Source organism: Streptomyces sp. AC558_RSS880, from assembly GCF_019049255.1.
GTDB lineage: Bacteria > Actinomycetota > Actinomycetes > Streptomycetales > Streptomycetaceae > Streptomyces.
In genome coordinates, this window is the sequence record NZ_JAGMUJ010000187.1 from 58,586 (window position 1) to 73,435 (window position 14,850).

The window sequence follows — 14,850 nt, forward strand, 5'->3', positions numbered from 1 at the left end:
CAGCGGCGCGGTCCGGCGTGCGGTGCACCGGTCGTCCCCCGAACCCCCGCGGCCCGGTCCGCATTCCGACCGGGCGCCACCGACATGGGAGCACATCATGAACACGAGCAAACAGGCCGCTCGTGGGCTGGCCGACATACAGGCGTATCTGTATCGGGAGGCGCATCTCAGCGCCGCTCGCCGACGTGTGTCCGCCTTCACCGAGAGGATGGACGGGCTGACCCATGGACAGAAGAGGGATATCGAACAGTGGTATCTCGAGGAGCAGAAGTACGTGGCCCGCATGGTGACCGAGCACATCGCCGACAGCATCGGCGCAGCCGAGGCGGCGCATCACCTCAGGTTCGGGCGCTGGTTGCGCGGGACGATGATCGCGATGGTCGTGATCAGTCTGGTGACGTTCGTGTGTACGGCGGTCGTCGTGGGATCGGTGGCCTGATCCACCGATGCGTCACCGGCGCACCGAACAGGTCCGTGGCGATGACTTCCGGCCGGACGCGGCCGTGTCGGGACGGAGAGGGACGCGGTCTGCCGCCGACGCTCGCCCGGCGCGATCGTCATGCTCCTCGACGAGCTCTGCCGAGGGCAGAGGGGCATGCGGAGGAGAAGCAGGCGGTGGCGGGCCGCGAGTGACGGCACCGGACAGAGGGGCGCGAGCGGCTTCGCGCACCGCGCAGCGATCAGATTGAGACAAGCGTACGGACTGTGTAACGCCGGGGGTATTGTGGCAGCCGGGAGGCTGCCATGGCGAGGGGCGGAGCAGGAACCGAGCTCGTAGGGCGGCAGGACGAGTGCCAGATCCTCGATGGCCTCCTCGCGCAGGCCAGGGCCGGGCGCAGCGGGGTTCTGGTACTGCGTGGTGAGGCGGGAATCGGCAAGACCGAGCTGCTGAACTATTTGCTCGACCGGGCCACCGGATGCCGCATCGTCCGCGCGGCCGGCGTGCAGTCCGAGATGGAGCTCTCCTACGCCGGACTGCACCAGCTCTGTGCTCCCTTGCTGTCCCATCTGGACGGTCTTCCGGAGCCGCAGCGGAACGCACTGCGCACGGCCTTCGGGATCCAGGTCGGTGACGCTCCCGACCGCTTCCTGGTCGGTCTGGCCACGCTGAGTCTGCTCGCCGCGGCCGTCGACGACAGGCCGTTGCTGTGCCTGGTCGACGACGCACAGTGGCTGGACCTGGTGTCTGTCCAGACCCTGGAGTTCGTCGCGCGACGGCTGCTCGCCGAGCCCGTCCTGCTCGTACTGGCCGTCCGCGAGTCCGGCTCCCGTGAGGTGCTCGCGGACCTCCCCGAGCTTCCTGTGCGGGGACTGAGCGAGCGTGATTCCCGCAAGCTCCTCGACTCGGTCGTCAGCGGCCCGCTCGACGAGCGGGTACGGGACCGCGTCGTCGCCGAGACGCGCGGCAATCCGCTGGCTCTGGTGGAACTTCCACGCGGCCTGACGCTCCTCGAAATGGCCGGAGGATTCGGAGGCCCGGAGACGGGCCCCCTGTCCAGCCAGATCGAGACGGGCTTTCTCCGGCGCATCCGATCCCTCCCGGCGGAGACGCAACAACTGCTGCTCATTGCCGCTACCGAGCCGGTCGGTGATGTGTCTCTGTTGCGACACGCCGCCGAGCGCGTGGGAATCGACGTGGACTCCGCCGCGACCCAAGCCGAAGCCTCGGGTCTGATGACCCTCGGCACCTGGGTGCGCTTCCGCCATCCACTCGTACGCTCCGCGGCGTACCGTGCCGTCGGGTTCGAGGAACGTCGGCGCGTGCACAGAGCTCTGGCCGAGTCGATCGACGCGACGCTCTATCCCGAGCGCCGTATCTGGCACCTGGCGAGTGCCACGACGGGCCCGGACGAGGCCGTGGCCGCCGAACTGGAGAGATCCGCCGGGAGGGCGCACGCGCGCGGTGGTATCGCGGCGACGGCGGCCTTTCTGCACCGAGCCACCGAACTCACGCCCGATCCTGTGCGCCGCGGAGCCAGAGCTCTGGCCGCGGCGCAGGCAAAGCACCAGGCAGGGGCCTTCGACACCGCGCGGGAACTGGTCGACGTGGCGGAACTGAGTCCCCTGGACGAGATCGGAACCGGACGGGCGACCCTGCTGCGAGGACAGATCATGTCCGCGGCCAAGAGTGCCAGCGCCGGACTGCCGCTGCTGCTCGAAGCGGCGAAGCAGCTCCAGCCGTTCGACTCCGCGCTCGCCGGTGAGACGTATCGGGACGCGATCTACGCGGCCCTGACCGCAGGCCGACTGGCCACGGGCGGGGTCCGCGACGTTGCCGAGGCGGTGCTGAGTACGCCGGGCCACTCCGGCACGGCGAGCCGCGAGGACCTCCTTCTGACCGGTCTCGCGCGGGTGATCACCGAGGGCTACCCCGTGGGCGCGCCGATCCTCCGGGACGCCGTGGCGGCGTTCCGGACGGAGACGCCCTCACGGGAGTACGGCCTGGGATGGCTTCCGCTCGTGTGCCGCATGGCGCACAACACCTGGGACTTCTCCGCCTGGTCCGAACTGTCGGCGCAGCTGGTCGACCTCGCCCGTGGCAACGGAGCGCTCGCCGTGCTGCCTTCGGCCCTCCTGCTGCGCCTGTCGAACCGCGTGTTCGCCGGCGACCTGCGCGGCGCCGCCTCCCTCGCCGTGGAAGCGAACGCGATCGGTGACGCCACGGGCAGCAGCTTCTTCGCGCACTACGGTGCACTCGTCGTGGAGCCCTTCAGGGGACGGGAGTCGACGACCCGGCAAGCGATCGAGAGCCTCACGCACGACCGTCTCCTGCGTGGTGAGGGCAAGGTGACGACGGCAACCCAGTGGGCGACGGCGGTCCTCTGCAACGGCCTCGGCCGGTACGAGGAGGCCTACGCCTCCGCCGAGCGTGGATGCGAGAATCCGCAGGAACTCGGGCTGTCACTCCAGTCCCGGGTGGAACTCGTCGAAGCGGCCGTGCGACTGGGGCGGACCGACCGTGCGGTCGAGGCGGTGCGGACGATCGAGGAGATGACGCACGTCAGCGGCACGCCCTGGGCGCTCGGTATCTCTGCCGCCACTCACGCCCTGGTGAGCGAAGGGGAGGCCGCCGACGCCCTGCACCGAGAAGCGATCGAGCAGCTCGACGTCGCCGGGACCCGGATGGACAGCGCTCGGGCACGACTTCGTTACGGTGAGTGGCTGCGCGCGGAGCGGCGACAGGCGCAGGCTCGTACCGTACTGAGCGAAGCACACGAGATGCTCGGTGCAGCCGGGGCCGAGGCGTTCGCCGAGCGCGCGCGACGGGAGCTGCAGGCCGCGGGCGTCAAGGTGAGCGTCCGCGCCTCGGCGGCGCCCGCCGTCCTGACCGCGAAAGAGGCCGAGATCGCACGACTGGCCCAGGGCGGCTTCACCAACCCGGAGATCGGCGCCCGGTTGTTCCTCAGCCCGCACACCGTGGAATGGCATCTGCGCAAGGTCTTCGCGAAACTGGGCATCTCCTCCCGCAAGGAGATCGGCTCCCTGCAACTGGATGCCGTGGGGACCACGTCTTGACACGGTCCGACGTGCGGAGCGGAGCCTAGACGTGTGAGGCGTCCGGTTCCGCCAGCAGAGCGGGTACGGTGACGATCTTCGCCTCCCTGGCCAGCAGGCGGTGAACGGGACAGCGCCCTGCCGCCGCCAACAACTGCTCTCTTTGAGCCGGGTCCAGGTCGCCGGTCAGCCCGACGTTCTTGACGATGTGTCCCTGCTCCCCGAACCGGACGGCCACGTCGATCCGTTCGAGCGGCCAGCCGTGCCGGTCCGCCACAGCCCGCACGGCCATGGAGGTGCAGGACCCCAGCGCGGCCAGCAGCAGCTCTCCCGGGGTGGGACCCGCGTCGTCGCCGATGGGCTCGGGCTCGTCGGCCGTCAGGTTGTGCATGCCGATCGTGACGGAACGGGTGAGCCGCCGACCTTCGGCGACGGTCACGATGCGCGTGGTCATGGATCTTCCTCTCGGCCGAGATGCCGGGACCATGGTGTGGCTCGTCCCTCCTCCGCAGAGACCGAGCGGCGTACGGGTGTGTGACAGATCAGCCGGCGAAAGTCTCGACGCGTCCCGGCCGGCCCCGAGCCGCGGAGCGCGACCACGGTCCCACCACGGCCTCACTACGGCACCACCACGCAGCTCCCACGGATCGTCAATGGCGCGACGACGGCGCTGCCGCGCGAGGTTGAGACCAGCGGTGTTCCGAAGCCGCTGACGCACCCCGGCGGAGGAGTCGACCGTGGAGACATATCTGAGGGAAGCCAGGCGCTCACAGGAGTCGGGTGGCCGCCCGGCGACCTCGACCATCGACGACGTGGAGGACGCGGCAGCCGTCTACCTGCGGATCCGGCCCTCACTGGTCACGATCGCCTATCGCATCCTCGGCAATGCGAGCGAGGCCGAGGACGTGCTCCAGGAGGTGTGGCTGCGGCTGCACCGCACCGACCGACAAGCCGTGCACAGCCCGTCGGCGTTGCTCCGGACGATCACCGTCCGGGTGGCGATCAACGTGCTTCACTCGGCCCGCAGACGACGCGAGTACTGCGCGACTCCCTGGCTTCCGGAACCGCCGGACCCCGACGCCACACCGGAGGCCGCGGCCGAGCGGCAGGACGCCGTGGAGCGAGCGGTCGCCCTGCTGCTGGAGACGCTGACACCGCGGCAGTGTGCGGCGTTCATCCTGCGGGAAGGGTTCGGATATCCGTACGATCGAATCGCCGGGCTGCTCGACCTCAGCGTCGTCAACGCGAGACAGCAGGTCACACGCGCGCAGCGGCACCTCGTCGGACAAGGCCGGCGACGCCCGGTGGACTCCGTCACGCACCGCCGACTTGTGCAGGCGTTCCTCGCGGCCGCACAGACGGGCGAACTGGCCCGACTGGAGCAGGTCCTCCTGAACGATGTCGAACGGCCCAGGAGCGCGCCGGTGGGCCGAACCGCCGACGCCTAGCCCACAGGGGCAGGAGTACGCTCGGCAAGGCCATTGTCTTTCGCGCGGTGCGGGGTGTGCGTGATGCTCGGACGCGATCGTGAACGCCAGGTCATGAACGAGCTGGTGGCGAAGGTACGGGGCGGCCGCAGTGCCGTCCTCGTGATACGCGGGGAGGCCGGCATCGGCAAGACCGCCCTCCTGGACCACCTGGTCGCCGACGCCCCCGACTGCCGGACGATCCGTGCCGGTGGCAGCGAGGCCGAGATGGAGTTGCCGTTCGCCGGACTGCACCAGCTCGTCGCCCCCCTGCTCGACGACACCGATCACCTCTTCACTCCGCAGCGGGAGGCCCTCGGCATCGCCTTCGGCCTGGCCAAGGGCCCGCCGCCGAACGCGTTCGTGCTCGGCCTCGCCGTCCTGAACCGTTTGGCGGAGGTGGCTCGGGAGCGACCGCTGATCTGCCTGGTGGACGATGCGCAGTGGTTCGACCGTGCCTCCCTGCAGGTGCTCGGCTTCGTCGCACGCCGGCTGGCGGCCGAGTCGGTCGGCCTGATCTTCGCCGTGCGGGAACCGGGCACCGAGCGGCTGCTCGACGGGCTGCCCGAACTGACGCTCGACGGACTGCGGGACGACGACGCCCTCGCCCTGCTGCGGTCGGTGATACCCGGGGCCCTCGATGTGCACGTCCGCAGCAGGATTCTCGCCGAGGCCCGGGGAAACCCCCTCGCCCTGATGGAGCTGCCGCGCGGTATCACCATGGCCGACATGGCGGGTGGTTTCGCCCGGCCGGCGCCGCAAGGCTCGGCGAGCCGGATCGAGGAAAGCTTCCGCAGGCGGGTCCAGGCCCTTCCGCCGGCGACGCGACGACTGCTGCTGATCGCGGCCGCCGAGCCGAGCGGCGACGTCACCCTGCTGCGCCGCGCCGCTGAGCGTCTCGGGATCAGTATGGACGCGGCGTCGCCGGCCCTGGCGGTCGGACTGATCGAGCTCGGTGGCCGAGTCCGGTTCCGGCACCCCCTCGTCCGCTCGGCGTCCTACGGTGTGGCCGACGAGACCGACCGCATCGACGCGCACCGTGCCCTGGCCGAGGCGACGGACCCGGCCGTGGACGCGGATCGCCGGGCGTGGCACCAGGCACTGGCCACGGTGCTCCCCAAGGAGGACGTGGCCGCCGAACTGGTCCGCTGCGCGGATCGGGCACGAGCCCGCGGGGGGCTCGCCGCCGCGGCGGCCTTCCTCGAACGGGCGATGGAACTGACCCCTGACCGTGCCGTGCGCTCCGCCCGTGCGCTGAACGCCGCCGAGGCGAAGTTCGAGGCGGCGGCGGTGGACGCGGCCCACCAACTCGCGGGAGCGGCCGAGCCAGGCATCCTCGACGGCCTGGGCCGGGCCCGCTTGGCACGGCTGCGCGCCCGGATCGTCTTCGCCCGCAGCCGCGGGGGCGACGCCGCGTCTCTGTTCCTGGAAGCCGCCGGACTGTTCGAACCGCTCGACGCCGCGCTCGCCCGCGAGACGTATCTCGAAGCTCTGGCGGCGGCCGTCTTCGCCGGCCGGCTCGACGACGGGACCACGGTCCGGAAGGCCGCGGAGGCCGCCCGGGCCGCGCCCCGCGCGTCCGCTTCCCCCAACCGGGTCGACCTGATCCTGGACGGTGTGTCGACCCGCTTCACCGCGGGCTACCCGGCTGCCGTCGAGCCGCTCAGGAAGGCCCTGCACGCTTTCAGGGCCCAGGCGGACGGTGGGCGCGGCGACACTGCGCGGTGGCTGTGGTTGGCGTGCCCGATCGCGCCCGAGCCCGTCGCGCCGGAGCTGTGGGACGACGAGGCGTGGCACGACCTGGCCGAGAGCGCGGTCCGGCTCGCCCGCCGCGCCGGAGCGCTCGCTTCTCTTCCCGTCGCTCTCACCTACCGGGCCGGCGTGCATCTGCAGGCCGGTGAGTTCGCCGAGGCGTCAGCGGTGATCGACGAGGCGGACGCGCTGATCGCGGCTACGGGCAATGCCCCGCTGGACTACACCTCACTCCTGCTGCGGGTCTGGCGGGACGACGAGCGTCGGGCCTCGAAGGCCATCGAGGAGGCGATCCGGACCGCGACCGGGAAGGGGGAGGGACGGGCCCTGGGATTCGCTCACTACGCGAGCGCCGTGCTGCACAACGGTCGTTCCCGGTACCGCATGGCCTTCGACCGCGCCCGGCAGGCAGGTGAGTACGAGGATCTCGGCTTCTTCGGGGGGTACCTCGTCGAGTCCGTGGAAGCGGGCGTGCGGTGCGGCGAGCGGGAGGCCGCGGCCGAGGCGCTGGCCCGGTTGGGCGAGATGACGGGTGCGGCCGGTACGGACTGGGCTCTGGGGGTGGAGGCGAGGTCCCGTGCGTTGGTGAGCGAGGGGACGGTGGCCGAGGACGCCCATCGGGAGGCGGTCGACCGGTTGGGGCGTACCCGGTTGAGGCTCGAACTCGCCCGGGCGCGCCTGGTGTACGGGGAGTGGTTGCGGCGTGTGAACCGGCGAGGCGACGCGCGTGAGCAGTTGCGGCTCGCGCACGAGATGTTCTCCGGGTTCGGGGCGGGTGGCTTCACGGACCGGGCCGCTCGTGAGCTGCGTGCCACCGGTGAGACGGTGGCACGGCGGGGCACGGCGGCTCCGGCGTCGTTGACCGCGCAGGAGAGGCAGATCGCGGGGCTGGCCAGGGACGGTCTGACCAATCCGGAGATCGGTGCGCAACTGTTCCTGAGCCCGCACACCGTGGAATGGCATCTGCGCAAGGTGTTCGCCAAGCTCGGCATCACCTCCCGCCGACAGCTGCGCTCCACCCTCGCCGAGCGGCCACCGACCCCACCGGCCCGTCCCCACTGAGGGCCCGGCCGGGGCGCCCGCGGCAGACGATCCGGTTCCGCGGCCGGACGGTGTCACAGGCGGAGCGCCTGCCTTGTCTGTGGGACGGAGCGGGGGAACCCGGTGGGCGGAAAGAGGGATCACATGCAGGTGGCCGTGGCCGGAGGCACCGGTCTGGTGGGGAGACGTGTCGTCGCGGAGTTGCGAGCCGCCGGGCATTCCCCCGTGGTTCTCGCCCGTTCGCACGGCGTGGACCTGACCACTGGCGCAGGCCTGGCGGAGAAGCTGTCCGGCAGCGAAGCGGTGATCGATGTGGCGAACGTCGTCACGACGAGGAAGAAGGTCGCTGTCGACTTCTTCTCCCGCTCGACCGGTCACCTGATCGCCGCGGCGCGGTCGAGCGGAATCGAGCGTGTGGTCACCCTGTCGATCGTCGGCAGCGGCGAGGTGGACTTCGGGTACTACTTCGGCAAGCGCGTGCAGGAGGAACTGGTCCGCGACGGGGGAGTGCCGTGGACGGTGCTGCGCGCGACCCAGTTCTTCGAGTTCCCCGAGCCGCTGCTGGGCGCCAGATCACCGGTGGTCATGATGCCGAGGATGCTCACCCAGCCCGTCGCCGCCCAGGACGTCGCGGAGATGCTCGTCGAGCACGTGGTACGAGGCCCGTCGGGGATGGCACCGGAGATCGCGGGGCCCGACCGGCTGGACATGGTGGACATGGCGCGTCGTATCGTGCGCTCCCGGGGCAGGCGCCGCCTCGTCGTGCCGGTGACGCTCCCGGGCGAAGTCGGCAGAGCCATGGCGACGGGCGGCTTGCTGCCCCGCGGAGACCACGTCAGGGGCCGCCGGACCTTCGACGCCCACCTCGCGTCCTACGGGGCGGCCTGAGACGACTGGTCCGCGATGCCGCTCACAAGACCGTGCGCAGGAGCCGTCGGGAGGCGATGCCGAGCTTGGCGTACACCTTCCGCAGGTGCCATTCCACGGTGTGCGGGCTCAGGAACAACTGGGCGCCGATCTCGGCATTGGTGAGCCCGTCCCGGGCCAGACGCGCGATCTGTGTCTCCTGAGCGGTGAGAGCCGTCGCGGCGGTGCCGTCGTGACGGGTCACCGACTCGCCGGTGGCCCGCAGCTCGCGGACGGCGCGCTCGGCGAACGCGCCCGCACCGAACCGTGTGAACAGGTCGTGCGCCTTCCGCAACTGCGCGCGGGCCTCGGCGCGGCGGCTCTCGCGCCGCAACCACTCCCCGTACAGCAGATGCGCCCGGGCCGTCTCCATGACGATCCGGGTGGGTCCGAGTCGTTCGATCGCTTCCCGGTACAGCTCTTCGGCCACGTCTCCTCGACTGAGCAGTGCCCGTGAGCGCTTCTGGACACCCAGAGCCCAGTCCGTGGCGGCGGCGTCCGTGACCCGGGTCAGCCGGAGCAACGCGGCCTCGGACGCGTCGGGGCGACCACCGCGCACCCCGGCCTCCACCAGCTCGACCAGTCCCCAGTTGGCCGCGACCAGGTCATGCGGATGCGCGCTCGCCAGACGGGCGGCCTCCAGCGCTTCCTCGTACCTGCCCGAACCGTTGTGGAGTACGGCTTCCGCCCGGTGCGCGACGGCCACCCCGAGGCCCTCACCTCGGTGGAGGGCCTCCTCCATTCTGGCCTCGATCAACGCGGCGGACTCCCGTGGATGCCCGCGCCAGGCGGCGAGCGTCATCGTGCCGTACGGCGCGAAGCCGCTGCCGACCGCCTCTCGGACCTGGTCGATCTCCGCGATGAGAAGGGCCGCCGCGTCCAGTTCACCGGCGCAGGTGTGGATGACGACCCGCGAGTTCAGCGCGAGCGGCAGCTCGGTCAGCGCGCCGACGGCGCGGGCGGTCCGCACATGGCGTGTGACCAACTCCGTCCAGCCCTCGAAGTCCCACATCTCGGCCGCCAGCGTCGAAGCCAGCCACGACCAGCGCAGGACCTCGTCAGGGTCGGCCTCCCGGCGGAACGCTCGAACCGCGGCGCGCGAGACGTCGACCGCGTCGCGGTACCCGGCGGTGAAGCGGGTGGCGAGGGCGTCCAGGAGCAGATCGGCGTTGGTCGGTGGTCCCGTGCGGGGCGGGGACGTCTTCTGCGCGGCTGCCGCCACCGCGCGTACGCTCGCGTCGGACGCGAGGCGCCCGGCGAACATGGCGGCCGACAGTGTGTCCAGGAAGGTCTCGCGGGCCAGACCGACATCGAGCGGCACCATGCGCTGCGCGGTGACCAGCAGCTTGGGGAGCGCTTCGTCGATGCGGGTGGAGGCGTAGGACACCTGCGCCTCGACGAGGTCCGCACGGGCGTGACCGAGGTCGTCGAGCACCCCGGCCCGCGCCAGCGCCAGGAGATCGCGCGCCGCGGCGGGCGCACCGGCACGCAGCTTCGCCTGAGCCGCGGCGAGAGCACGCCTGGCCTTGTGCCGCGGGTGAGGCGTCAGTACGGCCGCGTGTGCGAGGAACGCGGCCGCCGCGGCGGCGCCGCCCCGGGCCAGCGCCCGCCCGGCCGACGACTCCAGTTCGGCGGCCACGGTCTCGTCCGGTCTGACCGTCGCCCGCGCAAGGTGCCAGGCGCGGCGGTCGGGGTCGAGGACGGGGTCGGTCACCTCCGCCAGGACCCGGTGGACCTCCCGCAGCTCCGCGAGTCCGGCCGCTCGATAGATGGCGGAGCGCAGCAACGGATGCCTGAAACGCACCAGAGCCCCGATGTCGAGCAGCCCCGCTGTCACGGCCGGGCCGGCCGCGTCCGGGCTGATCCCCAGGAGCGCGACGGCGCTTCGGAGCAGCGTCGTGTCACCGATCGGCTCGGCGGCGGCCGTCAGCAGCAGTCGCTGCGTCGCGGTCGGCAGCGAGCGGACGCGCGCGAGGTAACTCCGCTCGATGCGGCCGGCCACCCGTCCAGGACCGGGAAGGGGGCCCTCGATCCGTTCCGCCTCGGTGCGGCCGTGGGGGAGTTCCAACAGCGCCAGGGGGTTGCCGCGCGCCTCGGCGAGGACGCGGTCGCGAATCCGCTCGTCCATCGGGCCGCCGGCCGCCGCGTCCAGCAGCGCCCGGGCGTCGGTGTCGTCCAGGCCGTGGAGCGTCAGCTCGGGCAGGCCGGCCAGGTCGTCGCGCCCTCGCTGCTCACGGGAGGCGAACACCAGGGCCAACGGTTCGGCAAGCATCCTTCGCGCCACGAACGCCAGTGTCTGCGCGGAGACGCGGTCGAGCCACTGCGCGTCGTCCACGACACAGAACAGCGGTTGCCGGGCGGCCACGTCGGTCAGCAACCCGAGCACGGCCAGGCCGACCAGGAACCTGTCCGGAGGCGGTCCGGTACTCACCCCGAACGCCGTCGCCAAGGCCTCGCTCTGCGGAGACGGAAGCGAACCGGCGTGCCCGAGGAACGGAGCACACAACTGATGCAGCCCCGCGAACGGGAGCTCCATCTCCGACTCGGCACCCGCCGCACGGGCGACGCGGTGCGCTGCGACGCGTGCCACCAGGTGGTCCAGGAGAGCGGACTTGCCGATGCCGGCCTCACCGCGCAGGACCAGTACCGCACTCCGTCCGGCCTCCACCTCCGAGACCAGCTCTTCGAGCGCTCCGTACTCGCGGCGCCGACCACGCAGCCGCTCCGGACCGTCCCCCCTCACGCTGCCCCCCGCACGCGGCGAGCATAACAACACCGCTTGCCGCCGCGGCCGCTACGTCGAGGGCGGCCTCCTCCACGGCAGCGCGACCGGGTCGCCCCGAGAGAACCCCGTCACCAGCCGTCGACGCGTGACCGGCTCCGCCGCGTTCCTGCGCCGACTGTCACAGATCGGTGAGCTGCCCCATCACATAGGTAGAAATTCAACTTTTCGGTCGATCGCTCCGATGCTCCGGCTCCGGGATCAACCGGCCTGGCATCGGAGGCGGAGAGGAGGCGAAAGCACATGCTGGTCGAGAGGGACCGTCCCGTCCTTCGAGGTGCTGCGGACACAGGGCCGGCCGTCAGGGAGAAGTGGCTGATCGGCGTGCCGTTCCGGCCCGACACTTCCCGCGTGGTCTGGATGTACTACGTGGTGGACGGTGCCCGCGACGACTCCCAGGCGGTGCGTGCCGCCATGGAGCGCGCCAACAGTGCCCGGGAAAGGCGCGCACGGGGCGGTACGCCCGTGGTGGCAGAGGGCGTCGAGGTGCGCAGGATCATGCTGGATCCCTTGGGACACACGAGCCTGGACGGCTGCTGGTGACGGGTCGGCGGCGCCGGGACGGCGGACCACGTGATCGGAGGGCGGCCCGGGCGGACAGGACTCGGCGCACCGCCTGCCGCCTAGGCCGGCGTGGCCGTGGGGCCGGCGGCGAGTGCGGTGCGGAGCTGCCTGCGAGAGGTGATGGCGAGTTTGGCGAACACCTTGCGCAGGTGCCACTCGACCGTGTGCGGGCTGAGGAAGAGTTGCGCCCCGATCTCCGGATTGGTGAGCCCGTCCCGCGCGAGACCCGCGATCTGTGCCTCCTGAGCGGTGAGCTCCACGCGAGCGGCGGTGACCCGACTGGTCACGGTCTCACCGGCAGCCTGCAGTTCCCGGCTGGTACGTCGGGCGAAGGCGTCGGCACCGAACCGGGTGAACATCTCGTGCGCCGTGCGCAGTTGGCCCCGCGCGTCGACGCGACGGTGCTCGCGGCGCAGCCATTCCCCGTACAGCAGGTGCGCCCGGGCGAGCTCCATGCGGACATGGGTACGGCCGAGCCGCTCGATGGCCTCGCGGTACAGCGACTCGGCCGCGTTCCCTTCGGTCACGAGCGCATGGGCGCGGGCCCGGATGCCCAGCGCCCAATCCGTGCCCGCGGGATCGGTCCGCTCGGTCAGCCGTTCCAGCGCGTCGGCGCCCGTATCCCGCTCGCCACTGCGCACGGCGGCCTCCACCAGCTCGGTCAGTCCCCAGTTGGTGGCGGCCAGGTCGTGGCCGTGAGCGCCAGCCAGGTCGGCCGCCTCGCGTGCCTGCCCGTAGTGACCCAGGCCGTTGTGGAGTACTGCTCTCGCCCACTGCGCGATGCTCACGCCGACCCCCTCGCCGCGGCGTGCGGCGTCGTCCAAGCCGGCCCGTATCAGGTCTTCGGCGCGGGACTCGTCTCCCCGCCAGGCCGCCAAGCCGAGAGCGCCGTAGGGTGCGAGCTCACCCACGGCCTCTTGTATCGGCGGAATCTCCGCGACGAGCTGTGCGGCCGCGTCCAGTTCACCGGCGAACAGATGCACGACCACGTGTGAGTTGAGGGCGAGGGGCAGCTCGCCCAGAGCCCCGACCGCCCGGGCGGTCCGCACATGACGCGCCGCCAGCGCCGCCCAGCCCCGGTCGTCCCACATCTCGGCGGCGACGGCCGAGGTGAGCCAGGACCACCGCAGCACTTTCCCGGTGTCGGTCTCCCGCAGCAGCGCTCGCACTGCCTGCCGTGACGGGACCACGGCCTCGCGATACCCCTCGGCGAACCGGACGGACAGAGCACTCAGCAGCAGGCCGGAGAAGTCTGTCCGCCCCGCTTCGGGTGACGCCTCCGTGCGCGCCGGCGCTTCGCGCACGGTGCTCGCCATCGTGCGTAGGTCGTGACCGGTGGCGAGACGGCCGGCGAACATGGCGGCCGAGAGAGCGTCCAGGAACGTCTCACGGGCCAGAGCGGCGTCGAGCGGCACGAGCCGGTGAGCGGCGGCCAGCAGCGGGGACACCCCGTTCCCGCGATTCGACGCGAACATGATCTGTGCGCGCACCTGGTCCACGCGCGCGCGATCGAGCGCGTTCAAGCGCCCGCCTTCGGCCAGCAGCAGAAGCTGCTGCGCCGAGTCGGTCGCACCGGCACGCAGTTTCGCCTGCGCGGCGGCGACGGCGCGCGCTGCTCTCGGCGCGGGGTCCGGGGTGAGCACGGCGGCCCGAACGAGCAGGCCCGCCGCCGCGGCGATGCCTCCGCGTGCCTGTGCTCGTTCCGCCGCGGACTCGAGCTCGGCGGCGACCGTCTCGTCAGGTCCCAGCGTGGCCCACGCCAGGTGCCACGCACGTCGGTCGAGGTCGAGGGCTTGGCCGCTCATCTCCGCCAGGACGCGGTGGACGCTTTGCTTCTCCACGAGTCCCGCCGATCGGTAGACGGCGGAACGCAGGAGAGGGTGCCGGAACCGCACCAGCGCGCCGATGGCGATCATCCCGGCCGCTTCCGCGGGGGCCGCCGCGTCGGGCTCGATGCCCAGCCGCTCCGCGGCTCGCCTCAGCAGTATCGCGTCACCGACCGGCTCGGCGGCGGCGATCAGCAGCAGCCGTTGCGTCGTCGGCGGAAGCGAGCGGACCTGCTGGACGAAGCTCTGCTCGATTCGGTGGGCCGTGGGCCCGAGGTCACCGGGACCGAAGCCGTCGGCCGGTTCGGTCCCCGTGACCTCGCGCGGCAACTCCAGCAGCGCGAGGGGGTTGCCCCGCGCCTCGTCGACGACGCGGTCACGGATCCGCGGATCGAGCTGCCCTCGCGTCGCCGAGTCCAGCAGCGCCCGGGCATCGGAGTCGTCGAGCCCTTCGAGCGACAGTTCGGGCAGTCCGCCGAACCGACCTTGCCCGAGCGGCTCGCGCGAGGCGAGAACCAAGCCGACGGGTTCGGCCAGCAGACGCCGGGCCACGAACGCGAGCGTCTGTGCCGACACCTCGTCCAGCCACTGCGCGTCGTCGACGAGACAGAAGAGCGGCTCCTCGCCCGCGGCGTCGGACAGCAGGCTGAGCGCCGCCAGGCCGACGAGGAAGCGGTCCGGTGGTGGCCCGGTGCTCAGCCCGAACGCCGTGGCCAAAGCCCCTTTCTGCGGACCGGGAAGTCGCTCGAGCCTTCCGAGCAACGGAGCGCACAACTGGTGCAGCCCCGCGAAGGGAAGCTCCATCTCGGACTCGACGCCCGAGCTGCGCACCACGCGATCTTCTCGAGCGCGCCTCGCGAGATACGCCAAGAGGGTGGACTTGCCGATACCGGCCTCGCCCCGTACGACCAGGACGGAGCTGCGTCCGCCTTCGACCACGGAGCACAGACGGTCGAGCACCTCGCACTCGCTCCGTCGCCCGCGCAGTCGCCCGGGAAAGTCCTCACTCATCCATGCG

9 protein-coding genes are annotated in these 14,850 nt (G+C 71.7%); 6 read left to right on the forward strand and 3 right to left on the reverse strand.

All coding sequences use genetic code 11. The features are described 5' to 3' along the window. Positions 1 to 97 precede the first annotated feature (97 nt). Both KUM38_RS39735 and KUM38_RS39740 read left to right on the forward strand, forming a co-directional pair. Positions 98 to 439, forward strand: coding sequence for a hypothetical protein (locus tag KUM38_RS39735; RefSeq protein WP_217137001.1), 342 nt, complete (start codon positions 98 to 100; stop codon positions 437 to 439). 305 nt (positions 440 to 744) lie between these two features. Then, positions 745 to 3,516, forward strand: a complete 2,772-nt coding sequence (locus KUM38_RS39740) for a LuxR family transcriptional regulator (protein WP_217137002.1) — start codon at positions 745 to 747, stop codon at positions 3,514 to 3,516. A 25-nt stretch (positions 3,517 to 3,541) separates the two neighbouring features. On the opposite strand, the gene KUM38_RS39745 is transcribed toward KUM38_RS39740, so the two are convergent. After that, a complete protein-coding gene (locus KUM38_RS39745) occupies positions 3,542 to 3,949 on the reverse strand; it encodes an OsmC family protein (RefSeq protein WP_217137003.1) in 408 nt (135 codons plus the stop codon). A gap of 283 nt (positions 3,950 to 4,232) precedes the next feature. Here KUM38_RS39745 and KUM38_RS39750 point away from each other — a divergent pair, with 283 nt between their 5' ends. The 3 genes from KUM38_RS39750 to KUM38_RS39760 all read left to right on the forward strand — a co-directional run bounded on the left by KUM38_RS39750 (position 4,233) and on the right by KUM38_RS39760 (position 8,642). Then, a complete protein-coding gene (locus tag KUM38_RS39750) occupies positions 4,233 to 4,943 on the forward strand; it encodes a sigma-70 family RNA polymerase sigma factor (protein WP_217137004.1) in 711 nt (236 codons plus the stop codon). A 63-nt stretch (positions 4,944 to 5,006) separates the two neighbouring features. Further along, entirely contained in the window at positions 5,007 to 7,775 is a 2,769-nt protein-coding gene (locus KUM38_RS39755; RefSeq protein ID WP_217137005.1) for a LuxR family transcriptional regulator, read from the forward strand. Between the two features lie 123 nt (positions 7,776 to 7,898). After that, positions 7,899 to 8,642 (forward strand): SDR family oxidoreductase, encoded by a 744-nt coding sequence (locus tag KUM38_RS39760; RefSeq protein WP_217137006.1) that lies wholly within the window; start codon positions 7,899 to 7,901, stop codon positions 8,640 to 8,642. Positions 8,643 to 8,664: 22 nt separating this feature from the next. Here the strand turns inward: KUM38_RS39760 and KUM38_RS39765 are convergent, their stop codons facing one another. Next, positions 8,665 to 11,403: an AAA family ATPase gene (locus KUM38_RS39765; RefSeq protein WP_217137007.1), complete on the reverse strand. Its 2,739-nt coding sequence runs from the start codon at positions 11,401 to 11,403 to the stop codon at positions 8,665 to 8,667. A 282-nt stretch (positions 11,404 to 11,685) separates the two neighbouring features. Here KUM38_RS39765 and KUM38_RS39770 point away from each other — a divergent pair, with 282 nt between their 5' ends. Then, the gene (locus tag KUM38_RS39770) at positions 11,686 to 11,985 is read left to right on the forward strand and encodes a hypothetical protein (RefSeq protein ID WP_217137008.1); all 300 of its coding nucleotides are present in this window, start codon (positions 11,686 to 11,688) and stop codon (positions 11,983 to 11,985) included. Between the two features lie 80 nt (positions 11,986 to 12,065). Here KUM38_RS39770 and KUM38_RS39775 read toward each other — a convergent pair whose 3' ends face one another. After that, entirely contained in the window at positions 12,066 to 14,843 is a 2,778-nt protein-coding gene (locus KUM38_RS39775; protein WP_217137009.1) for a LuxR family transcriptional regulator, read from the reverse strand. Positions 14,844 to 14,850: the final 7 nt, after the last annotated feature.

What these genes read in the sequence shown, in the direction of transcription:
- KUM38_RS39735 (WP_217137001.1), top strand. Translation starts at nt 98, where the DNA reads ATGAACACGAGCAAACAGGCCGCTCGTGGGCTGGCCGACATACAGGCG.
- KUM38_RS39770 (WP_217137008.1), top strand. Translation starts at nt 11,686, where the DNA reads ATGCTGGTCGAGAGGGACCGTCCCGTCCTTCGAGGTGCTGCGGACACA.
- KUM38_RS39740 (WP_217137002.1), top strand. Translation starts at nt 745, where the DNA reads ATGGCGAGGGGCGGAGCAGGAACCGAGCTCGTAGGGCGGCAGGACGAG.
- KUM38_RS39745 (WP_217137003.1), bottom strand. Translation starts at nt 3,949, where the DNA reads ATGACCACGCGCATCGTGACCGTCGCCGAAGGTCGGCGGCTCACCCGT.
- KUM38_RS39760 (WP_217137006.1), top strand. Translation starts at nt 7,899, where the DNA reads ATGCAGGTGGCCGTGGCCGGAGGCACCGGTCTGGTGGGGAGACGTGTC.
- KUM38_RS39775 (WP_217137009.1), bottom strand. Translation starts at nt 14,843, where the DNA reads ATGAGTGAGGACTTTCCCGGGCGACTGCGCGGGCGACGGAGCGAGTGC.
- KUM38_RS39755 (WP_217137005.1), top strand. Translation starts at nt 5,007, where the DNA reads ATGCTCGGACGCGATCGTGAACGCCAGGTCATGAACGAGCTGGTGGCG.